The following is a 21520-nucleotide window of genomic DNA, read 5'->3' on the forward strand; positions in this document are numbered from 1 at the left end:
TACTGCAAGCCAATTTAATAATTACTTCGCTTTTAAACTGCTTTTTAAATTTATATTTTCGAAAGTCGAAATGTCAATAACTTCTTCTAGATCTAAGTCGAAAGAAACAGAGATGCTATCTCCAATAATCGTTACAGGCAATTGATTTGATATTTGAGAAGAACCCACAAATATATTCGGATAATCTTTTACTTTAAAATAGTAAAAACTATTCCCATTTTTAACATCATTTTGGATTCGAGTTACCACTGATTTTACCACTTTTCTATTGGAAACCGAATTCGGATTTATTTTATTATCGGCCATATTATAAACATTCTTGAAAGAAGTCAACGTTTCTCGCATGGTATTCCCCACTCCAACAATAGTATAATCAGAAATATCAACCATAGCAAACATTTTTACTAATCCTCCATCGTCTTTCAGCGTCATTACATAAGCCGGAATATTATTTATGTTGTATGGAATAGGCAGCGAAGCTCTATACCCTTTTTCTTGAACTTTCCCTTGTGCTGAACTTTGTGCAGCATATTCTGTAGCGCCACTTTGCTTGTAAAAAGTAGCTTCTTTAGTTCTTGTATCCACAAGTACGAAACCTACCGCTGACTCGTCTTTTCCTACCGATGTTAAGCCAGTATACCAATACGATTTATTATCTTTTCCATAAACTAATGTCAACCCTTCCGTAATTTGAAGTTTGTCTGCATTGGAAAAATTCCAATACCCACGAACATATTCTCCCCAGTCATTTAACTGATCTTCTATAATATCTAAAGGCTGAATTCTATCAACCCATAGTGGTGTTTTTGCAATAGTATATTCAGACATGGATCCTGATTGTGCATCAACTAGAATAATTCCAGTCGCTTCTTTTCCTGCAAAACCAATCGTTTTTTCATATTTCGTAATTACCCAAAATGGATTTCCAGCGTCATCAATCTCAAAACTAAAATCAGTTAAACCTACTGTTGCGTTTCCATTAAAATAGACATGACGATGAATTTCACTACCAAAATAAGCGTTAGGTTGATATTTTATCTTAATTTCTTTTCCACTCACTTGCTGTACTAATTTAACATCACGCTCATTAGTTGCAGAAACCATTACATATCCTGCCGTTCCTTCTTTATTATTAAACCATTTTAAAAATCCTGAATGTAATAAAGGAGCGACCCAATAGAGTTCACTTCCCACTTTTTGAATGCAAAAATCACCCAACTCTACTTGACTTCCAAGAGCGGGTTGTGATCCTAATATTTTTTCTCCTAAAAGATAAGCAAGCTCTTCATCAACCACTCGTATTTTATCTATCGAAATTGGAGCGATGTGATTGGTTATTTTTTGACCGTTTTTTACTTCTCCAATTAATTTTTGATAAGAATCACTTCTAAACATTTTTAAGCTAGTAAAAAAAGGAAGTAAAACACAATAGACTAACAATATCGCTATTGAAACATATAAAAGCTTACTTGGCATCTTAGCTAGCTTTACCTGATTGGTTTTCTGTGAAACAGAAATCCCTGCAGATAGTACCACCGCAATGATTAGTACTATTATCATTATAAAAGCAAATCCCGTAAAACCGTAATTTAGAACTGGTAAATTGATGTAAAACAGTAATAAAGTAACTACAAGAAGTGCTGTAATGGACAATATTTTTTTCATGATTTAATTTTTTACTAAATTAGTATAAAAATTGGCAATATGTTACAGGAGAAATAAACTCAATAATAGTAAAGCTAGTTTAATAATTATAATTTCTACTCACTATTTTACGACCAAAGTAAATCAGATTGCGACAAATTCCTTAAAAAATAGTAGTTTTACAATTGATTTTTTTTTGAAGTCTAAAAATAATAATCGTTCAATATAAATAATTTACTAAAATAAATTCAACATAAATGAAAGCATACGTATTTCCAGGTCAGGGTGCACAATTCACAGGAATGGGCAAAGATCTATATGAAAATTCACCATTGGCAAAAGAATTGTTTGAAAAAGCAAACGAAATATTAGGTTTCCGTATTACGGATGTAATGTTTAACGGTACTGCAGAAGAATTAAAAGAAACTAAAGTAACGCAACCAGCAGTATTTTTACATTCGGTTATTTTAGCAAAAACATTAGAAAATTTCAAACCAGAAATGGTAGCAGGTCATTCGTTAGGAGAATTTTCGGCATTAGTTGCAAATGGTACATTATCATTTGAAGATGGTCTAAAATTAGTTGCCCAGAGAGCGCTAGCAATGCAAAAGGCTTGTGAAATCGCACCATCGACTATGGCTGCCGTTTTAGGATTAGCAGACAATATAGTTGAAGAAGTTTGTGCTTCAATTGATGGCGTTGTTGTTGCGGCAAATTATAATTGTCCCGGGCAATTAGTTATTTCTGGAGAAACATCAGCAGTAGAAAAAGCATGTGAAGCTATGAAAGCAGCGGGAGCAAAGAGAGCTTTGCTATTACCTGTAGGCGGCGCATTTCACTCACCAATGATGGAACCAGCTAGAGAAGAATTAGCAGCTGCTATTGAAGCGACTACTTTCTCTAATCCTAAGTGTCCTGTGTATCAAAACGTCACTGCTAATGCAGTTTCATCACCAGATGAAATTAAGAAAAACTTAATAATACAATTGACCGCTCCTGTGAAATGGACGCAATCAGTACAACAAATGATTGCTGACGGAGCTACATTATTTACTGAAGTTGGTCCCGGAAAAGTTTTGGCTGGATTAATTGGTAAGATTGATAAAGAAGCAGCGACTGCAAATGCTTGAAATTAGTGTTCACTGATCACTATTTTTATAATTACAAAATCCTCATAAATAGATTTTTATGAGGATTTTGTAATTATAAATCGTTTTTTTCTTCACAATGATTATTCAAAATTCCTATAATCAAATAATCATCGCCCTACTTTTCAAAAAAAACCTACCAAGTGGTTCGTTTATTGGAGTTGTAGAAAGTGTGATTTTCGCCTAAATTCGGAAGTCTTACTAATGTATTATGATGAGGAAATGTGTAGCTATCTTTACTAACAAAATCATAAATTTTATCTAAATAATCTATAGCATTACTTTAATAGCTAAAATATTTTTTGTGGAATTAAATAAAAACCAACTCTTGAAATCGACTATTTAATAAATCGGAAAAAATTACTTTTCCCAATTCCATAAATTTATTTTCTTATGCATTTCAGCATTTGCTTGTTCTACTGTTAAACCTTTTGCGAACTCCTTATCAAAATCAATATTTTCTCCAATACCATTTTGCTTTATAATGTTTTTGTAAGCTGACAATGACTCCTCAGCTTTGTTTGTATTTGATTTTTGTCGTTCCTAATGAATGTATTAGTGAAACTAATTTAAACTAAAAATCCCAAACTACCATTTTGATACTTTGGGATTCTCATTAAATACACCTTCAATTATTTAACCTCTAATCTTCTGTTCCCATTTCCAGGCGCTTGCCATTGCTTCATCAAGCGTAGATTGTGCTTTCCAACCAAGAATATTATTTGCCTGATCAGTATTGGCGTAAGCCGAAGTAATATCTCCCTCTCTACGACCTACAATTTTATATGGCAATTTTTTTCCACTTACTTTCTCAAACGAATGAATCACTTCTAATACAGAACTTCCGGTACCAGTCCCTAAATTAAAAGTTTCTACGTTTGACTTATTTTTTTTATTCAGCAATCTTTGTAATGCTATTACATGAGCTTTCGCCAAATCAACGACATGAATATAATCACGAACCGCTGTTCCATCTGGAGTTGGATAATCATCACCGTAAACAGATAATTCTTTTCGTAAACCAAAACCTGTTTGAGTAATAAAAGGCACAAGGTTTTGCGGAATACCAAGAGGTAATTCTCCTATTTCGGCGGACGGATGAGATCCAATAGGATTAAAATACCGAAGCAAGATTGCATTGATATTAGTCACCTTTGCAGTATCGGAGATAATTTCCTCCCCTATTGCTTTGGTATTTCCATAAGGTGAAAGTGCTTGCTGCAACGCAGCATCTTCTGTTATTGGCATTTTTCCAGCTTGACCATACACAGTACAAGAAGAACTAAAAATGAAATTAGCCTCTGATTTCTGTTGTAATTGTTGCAAGATGTACACTAAAGCATTGACGTTATTCTCATAATACAAAAGCGGATTTTCAACACTTTCTCCTACTGCTTTTGAAGCTGCAAAATGAATCACACCTGAAATGTCTTGATGTCTTTTAAAAAAATCTTGTACTTGCTCTTTTTCTCGCAAGTCTAAATTTTCAAATTGTGCGACTTTACCAGTGATATTTTTGATTCCGTCTAAAACGCTTAAGGACGTATTAGATAAATTATCAATGATAATCACTTCAAATCCTTCATTTTGCAATTCTACCACCGTGTGTGATCCTATAAAACCCAAACCACCCGTAACTAATACTTTCATCCTTATCTACTGTTTTTACAACAAACGTTACTATTTTAAAAATTCTAAAATACTATCTGTTATATATTTAATTTGTTCATCATCCAATTCCGTGTGCATCGGTAGTGAGAGTACCTCGGTTACTAATTGATTAGTTATTGGAAAATCTTCTTCCTTGTATCTAGCATCTTTATAGGCCTTTTGGGAATGCAGAGGAATTGGATAATAAATAGCACAAGGAATTCCTTTATCCAATAAATGTTGCATTAACCCATTTCTATCTGCTGCTATAATACGCAGCGTATATTGGTGAAAAACATGACAATCGCAAATATCACAAATAAAAGGTGCAATTATATTTTTATGTCCATCTAAGGCAATTGAATATTTTCTAGCCGCATCTTGCCTTGCTTTTCCATATAAATCAAGCAAAGGTAATTTAGCATTTAAAACTGCTGCTTGAATACTATCTAAACGGGAATTAACACCTACTACATCGTGATGGTAGCGTTCGTACATTCCATGATTTACAATCCCGCGCAGTTTGTGCGCTAAAGCATCATCATTTGTAAAAATAGCACCTCCATCTCCATAACATCCTAAATTTTTAGATGGAAAAAATGAAGTAGCTCCCACATGACCTATCGTTCCCGCTTTTTTCTTAGTTCCATCAGAAAATTTACAATTTGCACCTATTGCCTGTGCATTATCTTCAATAACATACAAATTATATTCTTTAGCAATAGCCATAATCGCTTCCATATTAGCAGCACGGCCAAATAAATGAACCGGCACAATGGCTTTTGTTTTTGGTGTAATTGCTTTTCTAATTCCTTCTATTGAGATGTTCATATTATAAAGATCAACATCTACTAAAACTGGTGTTAATTGTAATAATGCAATGACTTCAACGGTTGCTGCAAAAGTAAAGTCAGCGGTAATCACCTCATCACCAGGTTTTAAATCAAGACCCATCATTGCAATTTGCAACGCATCAGTTCCATTTGCACAAGGTATCACATGTTTTACATCTAGATATTGCTCTAAAGCTTTTTGAAATTGATGCACTTGTGGCCCATTAATATAAGTATTAGTTTCTAAAACTTCTTGAATAGAATTATTAACGGTGTCTTTAATTTTATAATATTGACTCTTTAAGTCAACCATTTGGATTTTTTTCATCTATTTTTTTGTTTAAAATTAGAAAAGTCTATTCGTGCAGACATTTCCTTAAAACGATGAACAAAAATAGTTATTAATTAAGTTCGAACCAACGCACAAATATCAAAAAAGAACTATTCTTATTAAGAGCAACAATCTTTGTGCGATAAAATTAAAAATTTGTTGACAAGAAATTAAAATAAAGAAAACGTATTTTAGCAAAAAAATATAATTAATGCTTTTTCTCTATAATTTAGCGGTTCAATTTGCTGGTTTTTTATTAAAAACGATCTCTCATTTTAGTCCAAAAATGAAGTTATTTATTGATGGGCGAAAAGATGTTTTTCAGATACTAGAACAAAATATAAAGTCTACTGACGCTACAATTTGGTTTCATGCGGCTTCCTTGGGCGAATATGAACAAGGTTTACCTGTCATCGAAGCAATTAAAAAACAATTTCCTACTCATAAGATTGTGCTTACTTTTTTTTCTCCATCAGGTTTTGAAGTTCGCAAAAACAATACGATTGCAGATGTAACGGTTTATTTACCACTAGACACTAAGAAAAATGCGCAAGAATTTTTAAAATTCGTTCATCCTGAATTAGTGTTTTTTATCAAGTATGAATACTGGCTCAATTACTTAGCCGAACTTAAAAACCAAAATATTAAAACCTATTTAATATCGGGGATTCTAAGAGACAATCAACTATTTTTTAAATGGTACGGTGGGTTTTATCGAAAAGCATTAGAGACATTCACCTATTTTTTTGTTCAAAACGAAAATTCGAAAAAACTTTTGCAGCAACTTGGCAAAAACAATGTCTCGGTTTCTGGCGACACAAGATTTGATCGTGTTGTAAACATTTTAGAAAAAGATAATACTTTAGATTTTGTTTCTCAATTTAAAAATAATGAGCTTCTTGTTGTGGTTGGGAGTTCTTGGCCAAAAGATGAAAAATTACTTGTCGATTTTATAAATTCGAATCCTATTAATCTTAAGTTTATAATTGCACCACACAACATAAAAGAGGAACAAATTAAAGAATTGCAGAAAAGCATCTCCAAAAAAACAATTTTATTTTCAGAAAAAAACCAAAGAAATTGTGCTGACTTTGATGTTTTTATAATTGATACAATAGGAATTCTGACAAAAATTTATAGTTACGCCGACATTGCTTATGTAGGTGGCGGATTTGGAAATCCTGGTGTACATAATTTATTAGAACCCGCAACTTTTGGTATTCCTATAATTATTGGACCTAATTATTCCCATTTTGCAGAAGCAACAGCATTAGTAAATTTAGAAGGTTGTGTCGTGACAAGAAACGAAAAAGAATTAAAAGAAGCCTTTTCTAATTTAATTCATAACGAAGATATTAGACATGAAAAAGGACATATTTGTCACACTTTTGTGCAAATGAACAAAGGAGCTACTTCAATTATTTTAAAACACATTTTAAATGATACAATTTAAGCCTGTAGTAATTACTGATATTGACTCAATAGTATTCATGATGCAAGAGTTTTATGCAATTGATAATTACCCTATTGATGTTGACGTTTCTAAAGCTTTATGGAGAGCGTTTATTTCTAATGAAAATCTAGGGAAGTCTTGGCTAATAGCTCTCGATGATGAAATCGTAGGATACGTAATATTAACTTTTATTTTTAGTTTCGAATATCAAGGGAGGATAGCTTTTTTAGACGAATTATTTGTAAGTAAAAAATATAGAGGAAAAGGAATTGGGAGTAAAGTCCTAGCATTTATTTTAGCGGAGAGTAAAAAATTATCGTTGAAATTGATTTATTTAGAAATAGAAAATCACAATGAAAACGCACAAAAATTGTATATTGCCAGCGGTTTTGAATTACATAATCGGAAATTAATGGCGCGCAAAATCAACTAAAATTACAAACTAAATACATAAACATGAAATTTTTAAAATTATTCCTATTATTATTCGTCATTCAAACACAAGCGCAACAAGGCGGAATGTGGATTCCTTCTCTATTAAAAGGAATGAATGAAACAGAAATGAAAAATCTAGGCATGAAAATGTCTGTTAAAGAAATTTATGATGTAAATAACTCGAGTATTAAAGATGCAGTTCCACATTTTAATGGTGGTTGCACCTCAGAAGTGATTTCTCCCAAAGGCTTGATTCTAACCAATCATCATTGCGGGTATTCCCAAATTCAATCCCATTCGACAGTTGAAAACGACTATCTTACTAATGGTTTTTGGGCTTACAAAATGGAAGAAGAGTTACCTAATGAAGGTTTAACTGTCACTTTTATAATAAAGATTGAAGATGTAACTGCAGCAGTTTTAAATGGAACCGAAGTACTTATAAATGAAACTGAAAAGCAGAAAAAGATACAAGAAAACATTTCCAGTTTAAGCGCTTCTTTAGCTAAAGAAAATTGGCAAGAAAACAAGATTCGAACTTTTTATGAAGGAAACCAATACATGCTGTTTGTAACTGAAACATTCACTGATGTTCGATTAGTAGGTGCTCCACCTACATCAATTGGAAAATTTGGTTCCGATACTGACAATTGGGTTTGGCCGCGTCACACGGGAGATTTTTCCTTATTCAGAATTTATGCTGACAAAAACAATCATCCAGCAAAATACTCTAAAGATAATGTTCCTTATACACCAAAACACTTTTTACCGATTTCACTTGACGGTATAGCTGAAGATGATTTCTCTCTCGTTTTTGGTTATCCAGGAAAAACAAATGAATATTTACCAGCAGTTGCTATCGAGCAAATTATAAATGAACTAAATCCAGCTAAAATTGAAATCAGAGATAAAGCTTTAAAAGTAACTGATGGGTTTATGCGAAAAGATAATGCAATTAAGATTCAATACGCTTCAAAATATGCAAGTATTGCGAACTATTGGAAAAAATGGATTGGCGAAACACAAGGGCTCAAGAAATCTAATGCTGTAGCTGTAAAAAGAGAAGCTGAAAAAAATTTTCAGCTAAACATTATAAAAGCAGGAAAAGAAAAAGAGTATGGAACGTTATTAGCTGATTTTGATAAAAACTACACTGCAATTGCACCATACGCAGTTGCAAGAGATTATTTTATGGAAATTGTACTACGTAATACTGAAATGCTGAGTACAGGATATAAATTGTATCAGTTAGAGCAAGTTTATAACACTAGAGGTGAACAAGCTTTTAATGACAGAAAAAATAATTTAGTTACTGGTTTAGCAGACTTCTATAAAAACTTTAATGCTTCAGTTGATGAAAAGGTTTTTGAGCAATTACTAGAGTTGTATGCCACGAAATCAGCTAAACAATTTCTGCCACAGAGTTTAATGAATGTAAACACTAAAAAGTTGGCCGAAGAAATTTATAGTAAATCAAAACTGAAAGATTATAGTAGTTTAAAACAGCTACTTTCGGGAGATGCGAAAACAGTAATTTCCAATTTAAATAGTGATCCTGGATTTAAACTAGTTAAAGAATTAGGAGAAATTTACACAAAGGAAATCGCTCCGAAATATGACGAAATTAATCTTAACATTACAGCGCTTCAACGCACTTACATGAAGGCACAATTAGAGCTTAATAAAAATAGTAGAATATTCCCAGATGCTAATAGCACCCTGCGAGTAACTTATGGTAAAGTGAAAGGCTATGAACCAAAAGATGCTACTGTTTACACTCCAGTAACGTATTTAGACGGTGTTATGGAGAAGTACGTTCCAGGAGATTACGAATTTGATGTTCCAGCAAAATTAATTGATTTATACAACGCTAAAGATTATGGACCTTATGGTGAAAATGGTAAGATGCCTGTTTGCTTTATTGGAACAAATCACACTACGGGAGGCAACTCTGGAAGTCCAGCAATAGATGCTTATGGAAATTTAGTTGGATTAAATTTTGATCGCGTTTGGGAAGGAACTATGAGTGATATCTACTATGATCCTAGTATTTGTAGAAATATTATGGTCGATATTCGCTATGTTTTATTTATTATGGACAAATATGCAGGGGCTCAAAACCTAATAAGTGAATTAAAACTGGTTCACCCAAAGAAAAATAAAGCAGTAAAAAACAAATAATTAGAGTAATAAAAGCCCTGAATCAGCGAGAAGTTGATGGGACGTTATAAATATCTAACTAGAGTATTTCTTTGTGTAACAATTGATATTTTTGAGTCCATTGACGAAGAGTAAAAAAAATTCAAAAATAAAATAAAAAAATATTTTACATATTAAAAAATTTATATCTTTGCGACGAATTAATAATTAACCTTTATATTAAATTAAGATGAAAAAAGTATTTTTAAGTTTAGCTTTCGTTGCTGTTTTAACTGTTGTATCATGTAAAAAAGCTGACGCTGCAGCTGAAGAAACTACTGTAGATACTACTGCTGTAATCACTGATACTACTGCTGTAGTTGTTGATTCTACAGTTACTACTACTGACACAACTGCTGTAACTCCAGAAGCTACTCCAGCTCAGTAATTTTTAATTACAGAAAAAAATCAAGCCATCCGCTTAGCGAGGTGGCTTTTTTTATATCTATGGTTTTACAATTAAGTAAATTAATAAAAAAGGGAGTGTTTTGAATATTCAAAAAACTCCCTTTTTTATTTCAGTTTAAATCTAATCTATAAATATACAGTCATTATCAGTGAAGTCTAATATTTCCGAGATACATCCATATTTTACAATTTCATCAATACCCTTTTGTAAACGCAACGAGGTAGTATATTTTCTACTTGTGGCAAAGTGATGTCCTCCAAGTATTAATTTAAAAAAATATTTCCCTGTAGAAGATTTAAATTTTAAAAAATCAGCTGCTTTTATTTCTCGCTTAAATCTTTCAATATTCTCCTCACATTCAAACTTAAGTTCATAACTCAAGCTTGTAAACACAACCTTCCCTTTTCTAGAGGTAAATACAAATTTATATTCATCATTAAATCTTTTACTAATTACAAAAGCACCCATAATCTATTTTAATATTACACAAAAACAACCATCGGTTATACTGCCAAAACCCTACTTTTCAAAGTCAATTGCGAATATACAATTCCCATTAACATTTTCGGTTTAGTAAATGTTAATACTCGATATTTAAGACAAAAATTATAGTAAGATGAACGTAATGGATTATTAAAAGTTTTTCCAAGAATCGTCCTATTATAGGCTATTTTGCAGTCTAAAAAAGAAAAGGTCTAGGTAGAATAATAAACAATACATAAACACAAATAGATTTAACCCGTTGGGTGTAATTATTCAAAACGTCAATTCGAGTGTTTTTTGTGGAGTAAAACGGAGCAAAAAATGTATCGAGAACCGTTTTTAATGAAATTTTTCTTCGAATATCTACTATTATATTCTTATCATACACTACTTTCTCAAAAAAAATTCTAGATTTCATTCTTTTTAAAAAACGTTCTAACAAATAGGCTTGCGCACTAGTTTCACATTCAAAACTTAATCATAAATCCTACAGAATTTATTCAACAGTGAATAATTTATAATAAAATCAAAAATTATACGCATTCAGCATTTTCAATGCATTATCATTAGTACCAGCATAATGCCTGTCTAATTTTTTAGCGTAAAGCATAAACATGAAATACATTGAAGTTTGTTTAATAAAAAAAGCTCCAAACATAGTTTGAAGCTTTTTAGTACTCAGAGCGGGACTTGAACCCGCACGAACATTGCTGTTCACTGGATTTTAAGTCCAGCGTGTCTACCAATTTCACCATCCGAGCATTATGTGGTGTGGAGCGAAAAACGGGGCTCGAACCCGCGACCTCGACCTTGGCAAGGTCGCGCTCTACCAACTGAGCTATTTTCGCATTTTCAATTCTTAAAAAGAACCGCGATACTTGTTCTGTATTGCGGTGGCAAATTTAAGACATTTATTGAATTACACAAGCCTTTTTTTTAAAAATTTTTGATATATCAGTTAACCTTCTGATAACCCTAGCTTTAAAATTAAAAAATTATTTTCTAGTAAGCATTCTTTTAATTTCATTTAGTTTCATCAGTGCTTCCATAGGCGTTATGGTATTTATATCAAGGTTTAATATTTCATCTTTAATTTCTTCCAACAGCGGATCATCCAAATTAAAGAAGCTCATTTGCATTTCATCTGCTTGTTCGCCTTTAAGACTGGAGCTCTGTTTAATTCCATTTAATGCATCACTTGAATGATTTTTTTCTAATTTTTTCAATAGTTTTTGTGCTTTCAATATGACAATTTGAGGCATTCCTGCCATTTTAGCGACATGGATTCCAAAACTATGTGCACTTCCTCCTTTAACCAATTTCCGAATAAAAAGCACTGTATCTTTAAGTTCTTTTACCGCAACATTATAATTTTGAATTCTGGGTAGAGAGTCGCTCATTTCATTCAATTCATGATAATGAGTCGCAAATAAGGTTTTAGGCCTTGAGGGATGCTCATGCAAAAACTCGGCAATTGCCCATGCTATTGATATTCCGTCATACGTGCTGGTTCCTCTCCCAATTTCGTCTAATAAAATCAAACTACGATCTGAAATATTATTTAAAATAGAAGCTGTTTCATTCATTTCAACCATGAAAGTCGACTCGCCCATTGAAATATTGTCACTCGCTCCTACTCTGGTAAATATCTTATCCACAATTCCCATCCGAACACTTTCAGCAGGAACAAAGCAACCCATTTGCGCAAGTAATACAATTAACGCCGTTTGACGTAATATCGCTGATTTTCCAGACATGTTTGGCCCTGTGATCATTATTAATTGCTGCGTTTCTCGGTCTAAAAAAACATCATTAGCAATATACGGCATTCCAACTGGCAATTGCTTTTCGATAACAGGATGTCTACCATTTTTAATTTCCAGTTCAAATGAATCGTCTAGTTCTGGACAGACGTATTTATTTTCAATTGCTAATTGGGTAAATGAACACAAACAATCTAATTGAGCAATTAAATTCGCATTCATTTGCACTGGCTTAATATAAGTGGCGATCCAACTGACCAATTGCTCAAATAATTCCACTTCTATTTTATATATTTTCTCCTCAGCACCTAATATTTTTGTTTCGTACTCCTTAAGTTCTTCAGTTATGTAACGTTCTGCGTTAACTAAAGTTTGTTTTCTGATCCATTCCGTTGGAACTTTATCTTTGTGCATATTTCGCACTTCTATATAATACCCAAAAACATTATTAAATGAAATTTTCAGCGATGAAATCCCAGTTGCTTGCGATTCTCGTTTTTCGATCCCTTCTAAAAATTCCTTCCCAGAGGTTGATACAGCTCTTAAATCATCTAATTCAACATGAACACCTTTTGCAATTGCATTTCCTTTGGCAACAGCCACAGGAGCATTTTGATTGAGTACAGTTTTGATTTTTTCGCGAAGTAATTCGCAGCCATGCAAACTGTCGCCAATAACTTTGACCGCTTCTTGCGGACTTGCTAAGGCCAACATCTTGATGGGAATTATTGCGTCTAATGACTCTTTTAAATTGACCACTTCTCGCGGCGATACTTTACCAGTTGCAATTTTAGAAATCAAACGCTCTAAATCTGAAATTTGTTTGATTTGATTTTGAATGTTTTTTAAAACCTCATTATTAGCTTTTAAATAAGAAACCACTTCATGCCGACCTCTAATTTTGTTTGCGTCTTTTAATGGCAAGGCCAACCATCTTTTAAGCAAACGACCGCCCATTGGCGAAAGCGTTTTATCAATAACATCAAGTAATGTAACGGCATTTGGATTATAACTATGATACAATTCAAGATTGCGAATGGTAAACCGATCCATCCACACATAAGCATCTTCAGCAATGCGTTGTATACTTGTAATATGTTGCACACGGTTATGCTGCGTTTCTGAAAGATAATATAAAATAGCACCAGAAGCTATAATTCCCTCCTTAAGTTCCTCAATACCAAATCCTTTTAAAGAGATAGTTTGAAAATGTTTAGTTAAGGTTTCAAAAGCATAGTCCTCATTATAAATCCAGTCTTCGAGGTAAAAACTGTGATAATCATCGCCAAAAATTTCTCGAAATTCACTCTTTTTATTTTTTGGAATTAAAACCTCACTTGGACTAAAGTTTTGTAAAAGTTTATCAATGTATTCTGCATTTCCCTGAGCGGTTAAAAACTCCCCTGTAGAAACATCTAAGAATGATATCCCTATAGACTTACTAATAAAGTAAACCGATGCTAAAAAGTTGTTTGTTTTAGACTGTAAAACCTCATCATTCAATGAAACACCAGGAGTTACAAGCTCAGTAACTCCACGTTTTACAATGGTTTTGGTCATTTTGGGATCTTCAAGTTGGTCACAAATAGCAACACGCAGTCCCGCTTTAACCAATTTAGGCAAATAAGTATTAATGGAATGATGTGGAAAACCAGCTAACGCAGTTTCTGTCTCAGACCCTGCACCTCTTTTCGTTAAAGTTATACCCAAAATTTTTGAGGCTCTCACAGCATCATCACCAAAAGTCTCATAAAAATCACCAACTCGAAACAGTAAACAAGCATCAGGATATTTTCTCTTGATCTCATTGTATTGTTTCATTAAGGGCGTTTCTTTTACCAATTTATCTTTAGAAGCCAACTTTCTTGTTTTTAATTAGGGAATAAATATTCTATCAGCGAATTTAAATATTTATTGCCACTTATACTGATTCCTTAAAAATTTAATATTTTTAAGCTTATTTTAAGTCATTGGCATGAAATTTTCTTTAAATTTGCGAAACAAATCTAATAAACAAGTACAATGAAAAAAATAGTTACACTAGCATTATTATTAGTTTTAGGAGTTACAGCTTCTAACGCACAAGAGACTTCAAAAAAGGCTACTAAAGTTAAAGCTAAAACAACAGCGATTGCAAATTCTAAAGTAGATGGAGCGGGGATGGTTTTTGTTAGCGAGACAATAGATTACGGTACCGTAGCTTATAATTCTGATGGAAAACGTGAATTTGTATTCACTAATAATGGTAACAAACCATTAATTATCACTAATGCTCAAGGTTCATGTGGATGTACTGTACCTTCTTATCCAAGAGAGCCAATTGCTCCAGGAGCTAAAGGTGTTATTGGAGTAAAATATGACACTTCAAGAGCTGGTCAAGCGTTTACAAAAACTATTACTTTAACAACTAATGCAATTGTTCCAAGTAAAACGCTTACAATAAAAGGAAATGTATTAGCTATTGACGCATCAAAGAGCTAATTTTAAATAATTATAAATCAAAGCTTCCATTAATTTAGGGAGCTTTTTTTTTGAATAATAATGAAAAATGAGAAAACTTGAAAATAAGGAACTCGACCGAAAGTCAGTTGAAGATTTTATAGAATCAGAAAAAACACCTCTTATTATTGTATTAGATGATATTAGGAGCTTGCATAATATTGGATCTGTTTTTAGAACTGCGGATGCATTTTTAATTGAAAAAATATATTTGTGCGGCATCACCGCTACGCCACCTAACAAAGAAATTCATAAAACAGCCCTTGGCGCAACGGAAACTGTCACTTGGGAATATAGTGACAATGTGCTAAAAGTCATAGAAGATCTAAAATCAAATGATGTGATGGCACTTGCAGTAGAACAAGTAGAAAGCGCTGTTTTTTTACAAAATTTCAAAGTTGAAAAAAATAAAAAATATGCATTAATTTTCGGAAATGAGGTTTTTGGAGTTTCGCAGGATGCTATAGCAATTTGCGATGGCACAATTGAAATTCCTCAATTGGGTACTAAACATTCGCTAAACATTTCCGTAAGTGCTGGAATCGTAGTTTGGGATTTATTTGTAAAAATAAATGGGTTAAAAGGCAGCTAATATGGCTCTTAGAATTCAAAAAGTTTTTATTAAAGCATTCAATATTTTACTTTTACACAGTTTTTTAATTACTTATTTTACTTTGAATTTCATTTAAAATAAAGATATAATCTTCCTGATTTTTAACAAAGTCACGATCTGAAACATCAATAATCAGAACATTTAAATCAGTTTGCGATTTAATGTAGTCTAAATATCCGTTGTTGATTTTATCTAAATAATCCGCGGCAATTTTCTGCTCATAATTTCTGCCTCTTTTTTTTATATTTTGCAGTAATCTTTCTGAATTTTGATATAAATAAATATATAAATCAGGTTTAGGCATTTCTTTATAAATAATATCAAATAAATTGCGATACAATCGATATTCATCTTCAGCTAATGTTATTTTAGCAAAAATCAACGATTTAAAAATATGATAATCGGCAACAATAAAATCTTTAAACAAGTCAAATTGTGCTAGATCATCTGATAATTGTTGATATCTATCAGCCAGAAATGACATCTCCAGCGGAAAAGCATATCTATTTTGATCGTTATAAAATTTAGGTAAAAACGGATTGTCAGCAAAACGTTCCAAAACTGTTTTGGCATTAAAATCCTCTGCAATTTTCGTAGCTAATGTAGTTTTACCAGCTCCGATATTACCTTCGAAAGCAACATAATTATGCTGTTCTAAAGGAATGCTTTGCAAAGGACTTTTTAAATTTTGAACCACATTACAAACACTTTCATCGGGAGAAGATTCTAATAATTCAGAAATTGTTTTTTTTAAAAAAGGATGTTTCCAATCTAGATTCAAATCCTGAAAAGGCAACAAAACAAAATCTCGATCTTGCATTAAGGGATGTGGAATTTGAAGTTTTTCTGAGTTTAAAATTTCTTCATCATAAGCAATAATATCAATATCGATGATACGGGATTGATAGCCTAAAGTATTACTGCGAATTCTACCTAATTTTTTTTCGATTTTTAAAACTTGTGACAAAACTTTTTGTGCAGAACTCGCAGTGTGCATAGTTAACGCACAGTTATAAAAAGCGTCACTATCAAAACCCCATGAAGGGCTTTCATATAATTTTGAAACTTTGATTACCGTCCCTACGCTTTGATGGATTAATGCAATACAGTTTTCGATATTCTTGAGGCGATTGCCTTGGTTACTTCCCAGCGATAAAACGACCTGATGTTGTGCTTTCATATTAACCGCAAATTAACTAAAAGAATTTTAGAATAGAAGTATCTTTGTAGAGAGTGTTGATAAATAATTAAGGAATTTTTATCTCTTAAAACTGTAACATATTAACCTCATAAGATACTTATTAAAAAAACATAAATATGAGATTTTTAGGAAATGTATTAGCAACTATAATAGGAATTTTTGTTTTCTTTATGTTGTTCTTCTTTGGAATAGTAATAGTAGGCGCTATTTTCGGTGGAAACTCCGAAGTTGTAATTATAAAAAGTGATTCCGTTATCGAATTGAATTTAGATAGAGTTCAAAATGATTATGCGGGAAAATATTCAGATCCGTGGGTAACTATTTTTTCAGAAAATAAGGCAGTTGGATTAATCGATATCATTAATGCAATTGAAAAAGCAAAAACTGATACTGATATTAAAGGTATTTCTATTTTAAATACTACTTCCAATTTAGGAATGGCCCAGAGTAAAGCGTTACGTGATGCGCTTGAAGATTTTAAAAAATCTGGAAAATTTATTATGGCTTATGCCAATTCCTATTCCCAAAAAGAATATTATTTGAATTCGGTTGCCAATACAATTTACATAAATCCTGTTGGCGACATGGATTTTAAAGGGCTTTCTGCTGAAATTATGTTTTTTAAAGATTTCCAGGAAAAATCAGGTTTAAAAATGGAAGTCATTCGCCACGGTAAATATAAAAGTGCTGTAGAACCGTTCCTAGCAAACGAAATGAGTGACGCTAATAGAGAACAAACTACTGCTTTGTTAACATCAGTTTGGAATTCAGTAGTTTCAGATATTTCAAAAAGTAGAAACATCTCAGTAATGAAATTAAATGAAATTGCAAATGGACTTTTAGCAAGAACTCCAGAAATGGCAAAATCAGAAAAACTTGTTGATGTTGTAGCGTATGAAGATCTTTATCATAGCGCGATAAAAAAGGCACTTAAAGTTGCTAATAATGATGATTACAATAAAGTTTCAATTACTGATTACGCACAAAAAATAGCAACAACTTCAAAAAATTCTAGTAGTAGTGATGAAATAGCAATAATTTACGCTCAAGGAGAAATTATGGGTGGTGAAGGAGACGTAACAGTTATTGGTGAAGGTTCGATGCGTCGTTCCTTGCAAGAGGCTCGAAAAAATAAAAATGTTAAAGCAATTGTACTTCGTGTTGATAGTCCAGGAGGAAGTGCTTTAACTTCAGACTTAATTTGGAGAGAAATTGAATTGACTAAAAAAGTAAAGCCAATTGTTGTTTCAATGGGTAATTATGCTGCATCCGGCGGATATTACATCGCTTGTAATGCCAATACAATTTTTGCGGAAGCCAATACAATTACAGGATCTATAGGAGTATTTGGGGTTTTACCTAACTTCACGGGATTAGCGACTAGAATAGGTATTAACACAGAGCAAGTAAAAACACATCAAAATGCTGCAAATTACAGTCCGTTTGTTCCTATCGATGATACGTTTAAGGCCGTGACTTTAGAAGGTGTTGAGCACATTTATAGAACTTTTGTAACACGTGTAGCCCAAGGTAGAAAAATGACATTTGCACAAGTAGATGAAATTGCACAAGGGAGGGTTTGGACAGGATCTGAAGCACTTAAAATTGGGTTAGTTGACAAAATAGGCGGGCTAGATGATGCCATTTTAAAAGCAGCTTCTCTCGCAAAAATTAAAGAGTATAGCACTCAAAATTATCCGGAATACGAGAAAAATTTAAATGATTTATTTGCTAATTTACCTTTTGCTAAATCAAAAGCTTCATTTATAAAAGAAGAAATTGGCGAAGAAAATTATCAGATCATGCAGAAAATTAAAAAATTACAAACTCGCACAGGAATTCAAGCAATAATGCCGTTCGAAATAAATATAAATTAGCTTGTAGTAAAGCCGAAAGAGATCCGTTTGAATTAATTTTTAAACGGATTTTTTTATTTTGAAAAAAGAACGAACTGATTCCATGTAAATTAATTAGACAAAATTTTATCTAAAAAACAATGGTGACGACATAAGAAGATAAAATCAATAAGTCAGTTAATCATGCTAAGATCTTTAACTTCTCAATTTTATGGTTACCACGATTAAAACATACAATTGAAGGAAATCAAAAAAAGAGTTAGATTTTAATTACTATAGAATTAATCAGGCACATAACAATAATTACTATTTTTGCAATGTGTAGCAAATTTAGCTTCGTAAATAAATTTTAAGAAATCATATTATGTTAAAAACAATTTTAAAAATAGTAGGTGCTTTATTTATTCTTATTTTGATTGCGTTATTTGCTATTCCCTATTTTTTTGAGGATCAAATAAAAGCTAAAATTGCTGAAGCGATAAACGAAAAAGTAGATGCTAAAATTACTTTTAATGGCGCCGATTTAAGTTTACTTAAGAGTTTTCCGAGTGCTACAGTTACACTGGATTCATTAATAGTAATAAATAAAGCTCCATTTGAGGGCGACACCTTAGTTTCACTTGGGGAGATTACTTTAAACATGTCTATTAAAGAATTATTCAAAGGTAAAAATGAAGCTATGTCTATTGACGGAATCACTTCTAAAAACGGACTCATAAATATAATTTTTAATACGGAAGGAATTGGAAATTACGATATTGCTCTGAAAAATAACGAAACAAAATCTAATGGAAAAAGCGAACCGTTGTCACTAAAGATAAAAAACTACAAGATTGAAAATTTTAAATTTCGTTATTTTGACGAGAGTTCAAAAATAAAAATGTTAATTGATAGTCTAAATCACGAGGGTGTAGGAGATTTTGCTGCGCAAAAACTAGATTTAGTCACTAAGTCAACTGCCAAAGTTTCATTAAACATGGATAAAGTCAATTATATGAAAAACGTAGCATTATCACTTGACGCGATCTTAGGAATAGATTTAGAAAAAAGCAAATATACGTTCAAGGATAATAAAGCACTTATTAATCAATTGCCTTTAGAATTTGATGGTTTTATTCAACTAGTTGAAGCAGGTCAAGAATATGATTTAAAGTTTAAAACACCTACTTCCTCGTTTAAAAATTTCCTCGGCGTAATTCCAGCTACTTATGCTGCTAGTTTAGACAATGTAAAAACAACGGGAGATTTTACCATAGTAGGTTTTGCAAAAGGGTTATATTCTGACACTACAATACCAAAATTTAATGTTGATATTACCTCAAAAAATGCCTCTTTTAAATATCCTGACTTACCAAAAACGGTACAAAATATAATTATTGACACTAAAATTATAAATGAAACTGGGATATTAAACGACACTTACGTAAATATTGACCAACTTTCTTTTAGAATAGATCAAGACGTTTTTAACGCTAAAGCAAAAATTAGTAATGTAACTGAAAATGCATATGTTGATGCCGCTTTGAAAGGAACAATTAATCTAGCTAATTTAACAAAAGCATATCCAGTAAAACTAGACAAGCCACTTTCTGGAATTCTTAAAGCAGATGTAACGACAAAATTTGACATGCAATCCGTAGAGAAAAGTCAATACGAAAAGATAAATAACGCAGGAACAATGAGTTTATCTGGATTTAAATATGCTGATGAAAATGGAAAAACAATGAATATCAGTACAGCATTGGTTCAATTTAATCCAAGTCAAGTCAACCTTAAACAATTTAATGCAACAACAGGTAAAAGCGATATCAGTATCACAGGGATTTTAGACAATTTCTACGGCTTTATCTTTAGAAACCAAGAACTAAAAGGGAATTTCAATATGAATTCTCAGCAATTAGCGGTCGATGATTTTATGACAACTGGCGATACTAAACCATCTGAAAATAAAAAGGCCGAAGCAATGAAAATTCCAGCTTTTTTAAATTGTACGCTTACTGCAAAAGCAACTACAGTTTTGTATGATAATTTAACCTTGAAAGATGTTTCAGGAAAGTTGATTGTAAAAGATGAAAAGGTAACACTAGAAAATGTAAAAACTTCGATTTTTGGTGGAACTATTGGTGTAAACGGCGCTGTTTCAACTAAAGGAAAAGTTCCTATTTTTAATATGAATTTAAATTTAAATCAAGTAGATATTGCACAGTCTTTTACTCAATTAGATATGTTGAAGAAAATTGCGCCTATAGCTGGAATTATAAATGGAAAGTTAAATTCTACAATTAAACTAAACGGAAATCTAGATGCCACCGAATTTACACCTGATTTAAAAAGTTTGACTGGAGATTTATTAGGTCAATTACTGTCTACAACTATCAATGCTACAAACTCTACGTTACTTACGGCTTTAAGTTCTAATATAAAATTTATCGATTTAGGTAAAATAAATTTAAATGATATAAAAGCTGCTATAACTTTCAAAGATGGAAAAGTAAATGTGAGACCATTTGACATTAAGTATAAAGATATTAAAGCAACAGTTGGTGGAACACATGGTTTTGACCAAAGCATGAATTACAACTTGAAATTTGATGTTCCAGCAAAATATTTAGGATCAGAAGCGAATGCATTAATAGCAAGGCTAACTCCCGCTGAAGCTACAAAAGTAGAAAGCATACCAATTACTGCATTAATTGTGGGTAATTTTACTAATCCAAAAATAACAACTGATATTAATAGTGCTGTAACTACACTAACTACAAAATTAGTAAATCAGCAGAAAGATAGATTGGTAAAACAAGGTACATCAGCTTTGACTGACTTAATTAACAAAAATAAAAAACCTGGCGACACGACCAAAACAGTCATTCCAAAAACAAAAGAAGAAGTAAAAGCTAAGGTAAATGAAGAGGTAAAAAAGAAAGCCTCAGATGTTTTGAATGGTTTTTTTAATAAAAAGAAAAAACCAGTTGATACGACAAAAACTAATTAAGTTTTCAAATT

General features: G+C 32.1%; 16 protein-coding genes and 2 tRNA genes. 9 read left to right on the forward strand and 9 right to left on the reverse strand.

Annotated features, from left to right (window positions below; translation table 11 throughout):
* Nucleotides 1-21: 21 nt before the first annotated feature.
* Nucleotides 22-1665: a hypothetical protein gene (locus tag BUA99_RS07925; RefSeq protein ID WP_072990512.1), complete on the reverse strand. Its 1644-nt coding sequence runs from the start codon at nt 1663-1665 to the stop codon at nt 22-24.
* Between the two features lie 236 nt (nt 1666-1901).
* Between BUA99_RS07925 and fabD the strand changes: the two genes are divergently transcribed.
* Nucleotides 1902-2774, forward strand: a complete 873-nt coding sequence (gene fabD, locus BUA99_RS07930; protein WP_072990515.1) for an ACP S-malonyltransferase — start codon at nt 1902-1904, stop codon at nt 2772-2774.
* A 378-nt stretch (nt 2775-3152) separates the two neighbouring features.
* Here fabD and BUA99_RS15100 read toward each other — a convergent pair whose 3' ends face one another.
* From BUA99_RS15100 to BUA99_RS07940, 3 genes are all read right to left on the reverse strand, one after another.
* Nucleotides 3153-3296, reverse strand: coding sequence for a hypothetical protein (locus BUA99_RS15100; protein ID WP_159430935.1), 144 nt, complete (start codon nt 3294-3296; stop codon nt 3153-3155).
* 132 nt (nt 3297-3428) lie between these two features.
* Nucleotides 3429-4442, reverse strand: a complete 1014-nt coding sequence (gene galE / locus BUA99_RS07935) for a UDP-glucose 4-epimerase GalE (RefSeq protein WP_072990518.1) — start codon at nt 4440-4442, stop codon at nt 3429-3431.
* A 30-nt stretch (nt 4443-4472) separates the two neighbouring features.
* Complete coding sequence (locus BUA99_RS07940) at nt 4473-5603, reverse strand: DegT/DnrJ/EryC1/StrS family aminotransferase (RefSeq protein ID WP_072990521.1); 1131 nt, start codon at nt 5601-5603, stop codon at nt 4473-4475.
* A 214-nt stretch (nt 5604-5817) separates the two neighbouring features.
* Here BUA99_RS07940 and BUA99_RS07945 point away from each other — a divergent pair, with 214 nt between their 5' ends.
* From BUA99_RS07945 to BUA99_RS07960, 4 genes are all read left to right on the forward strand, one after another.
* Nucleotides 5818-7059, forward strand: coding sequence for a 3-deoxy-D-manno-octulosonic acid transferase (locus BUA99_RS07945; protein ID WP_072990524.1), 1242 nt, complete (start codon nt 5818-5820; stop codon nt 7057-7059).
* Complete coding sequence (locus BUA99_RS07950; protein ID WP_072990527.1) at nt 7046-7492, forward strand: GNAT family N-acetyltransferase; 447 nt, start codon at nt 7046-7048, stop codon at nt 7490-7492. The genes BUA99_RS07945 and BUA99_RS07950 overlap by 14 nt, the downstream gene beginning before the upstream one ends.
* A gap of 23 nt (nt 7493-7515) precedes the next feature.
* Nucleotides 7516-9675 carry a S46 family peptidase gene (locus tag BUA99_RS07955; RefSeq protein WP_143151729.1) on the forward strand — a complete coding sequence of 720 codons (2160 nt, stop codon included), beginning with the start codon at nt 7516-7518 and terminating at the stop codon, nt 9673-9675.
* A 208-nt stretch (nt 9676-9883) separates the two neighbouring features.
* Complete coding sequence (locus BUA99_RS07960; RefSeq protein WP_072990533.1) at nt 9884-10081, forward strand: hypothetical protein; 198 nt, start codon at nt 9884-9886, stop codon at nt 10079-10081.
* Between the two features lie 141 nt (nt 10082-10222).
* Here the strand turns inward: BUA99_RS07960 and BUA99_RS07965 are convergent, their stop codons facing one another.
* The 4 genes from BUA99_RS07965 to mutS form a co-directional block, all read right to left on the reverse strand.
* A complete protein-coding gene (locus BUA99_RS07965) occupies nt 10223-10570 on the reverse strand; it encodes a DUF1508 domain-containing protein (RefSeq protein WP_072990536.1) in 348 nt (115 codons plus the stop codon).
* Between the two features lie 690 nt (nt 10571-11260).
* A tRNA-Leu gene (locus BUA99_RS07970) sits at nt 11261-11346 on the reverse strand.
* Between the two features lie 11 nt (nt 11347-11357).
* A tRNA-Gly gene (locus tag BUA99_RS07975) sits at nt 11358-11433 on the reverse strand.
* A 147-nt stretch (nt 11434-11580) separates the two neighbouring features.
* Nucleotides 11581-14208 carry a DNA mismatch repair protein MutS gene (gene mutS / locus BUA99_RS07980; RefSeq protein WP_072990539.1) on the reverse strand — a complete coding sequence of 876 codons (2628 nt, stop codon included), beginning with the start codon at nt 14206-14208 and terminating at the stop codon, nt 11581-11583.
* Between the two features lie 162 nt (nt 14209-14370).
* Between mutS and BUA99_RS07985 the strand changes: the two genes are divergently transcribed.
* Both BUA99_RS07985 and BUA99_RS07990 read left to right on the forward strand, forming a co-directional pair.
* Nucleotides 14371-14829, forward strand: a complete 459-nt coding sequence (locus BUA99_RS07985) for a DUF1573 domain-containing protein (RefSeq protein ID WP_072990542.1) — start codon at nt 14371-14373, stop codon at nt 14827-14829.
* Nucleotides 14830-14896: 67 nt separating this feature from the next.
* Nucleotides 14897-15439, forward strand: coding sequence for an RNA methyltransferase (locus tag BUA99_RS07990; RefSeq protein WP_072990545.1), 543 nt, complete (start codon nt 14897-14899; stop codon nt 15437-15439).
* 64 nt (nt 15440-15503) lie between these two features.
* Here BUA99_RS07990 and folK read toward each other — a convergent pair whose 3' ends face one another.
* On the reverse strand, nt 15504-16640 hold the full coding sequence (folK, locus tag BUA99_RS07995; RefSeq protein ID WP_072990548.1) for a 2-amino-4-hydroxy-6-hydroxymethyldihydropteridine diphosphokinase: 1137 nt from the start codon (nt 16638-16640) through the stop codon (nt 15504-15506).
* Between the two features lie 137 nt (nt 16641-16777).
* Between folK and sppA the strand changes: the two genes are divergently transcribed.
* Both sppA and BUA99_RS08005 read left to right on the forward strand, forming a co-directional pair.
* A complete protein-coding gene (sppA, locus tag BUA99_RS08000; RefSeq protein WP_072990551.1) occupies nt 16778-18538 on the forward strand; it encodes a signal peptide peptidase SppA in 1761 nt (586 codons plus the stop codon).
* 343 nt (nt 18539-18881) lie between these two features.
* Nucleotides 18882-21509, forward strand: a complete 2628-nt coding sequence (locus BUA99_RS08005; RefSeq protein WP_072990553.1) for an AsmA family protein — start codon at nt 18882-18884, stop codon at nt 21507-21509.
* Nucleotides 21510-21520 lie beyond the last annotated feature (11 nt).

This window comes from Flavobacterium segetis, from assembly GCF_900129575.1.
GTDB lineage: Bacteria > Bacteroidota > Bacteroidia > Flavobacteriales > Flavobacteriaceae > Flavobacterium > Flavobacterium segetis.

What these genes read in the sequence shown, in the direction of transcription:
- BUA99_RS07925 (WP_072990512.1), bottom strand. Translation starts at nt 1,665, where the DNA reads ATGAAAAAAATATTGTCCATTACAGCACTTCTTGTAGTTACTTTATTA.
- fabD (WP_072990515.1), top strand. Translation starts at nt 1,902, where the DNA reads ATGAAAGCATACGTATTTCCAGGTCAGGGTGCACAATTCACAGGAATG.
- galE (WP_072990518.1), bottom strand. Translation starts at nt 4,442, where the DNA reads ATGAAAGTATTAGTTACGGGTGGTTTGGGTTTTATAGGATCACACACG.
- BUA99_RS07940 (WP_072990521.1), bottom strand. Translation starts at nt 5,603, where the DNA reads ATGAAAAAAATCCAAATGGTTGACTTAAAGAGTCAATATTATAAAATT.
- BUA99_RS07945 (WP_072990524.1), top strand. Translation starts at nt 5,818, where the DNA reads ATGCTTTTTCTCTATAATTTAGCGGTTCAATTTGCTGGTTTTTTATTA.
- BUA99_RS07950 (WP_072990527.1), top strand. Translation starts at nt 7,046, where the DNA reads ATGATACAATTTAAGCCTGTAGTAATTACTGATATTGACTCAATAGTA.
- BUA99_RS07955 (WP_143151729.1), top strand. Translation starts at nt 7,516, where the DNA reads ATGAAATTTTTAAAATTATTCCTATTATTATTCGTCATTCAAACACAA.
- BUA99_RS07960 (WP_072990533.1), top strand. Translation starts at nt 9,884, where the DNA reads ATGAAAAAAGTATTTTTAAGTTTAGCTTTCGTTGCTGTTTTAACTGTT.
- BUA99_RS07965 (WP_072990536.1), bottom strand. Translation starts at nt 10,570, where the DNA reads ATGGGTGCTTTTGTAATTAGTAAAAGATTTAATGATGAATATAAATTT.
- BUA99_RS07985 (WP_072990542.1), top strand. Translation starts at nt 14,371, where the DNA reads ATGAAAAAAATAGTTACACTAGCATTATTATTAGTTTTAGGAGTTACA.
- BUA99_RS07990 (WP_072990545.1), top strand. Translation starts at nt 14,897, where the DNA reads ATGAGAAAACTTGAAAATAAGGAACTCGACCGAAAGTCAGTTGAAGAT.
- folK (WP_072990548.1), bottom strand. Translation starts at nt 16,640, where the DNA reads ATGAAAGCACAACATCAGGTCGTTTTATCGCTGGGAAGTAACCAAGGC.
- sppA (WP_072990551.1), top strand. Translation starts at nt 16,778, where the DNA reads ATGAGATTTTTAGGAAATGTATTAGCAACTATAATAGGAATTTTTGTT.
- BUA99_RS08005 (WP_072990553.1), top strand. Translation starts at nt 18,882, where the DNA reads ATGTTAAAAACAATTTTAAAAATAGTAGGTGCTTTATTTATTCTTATT.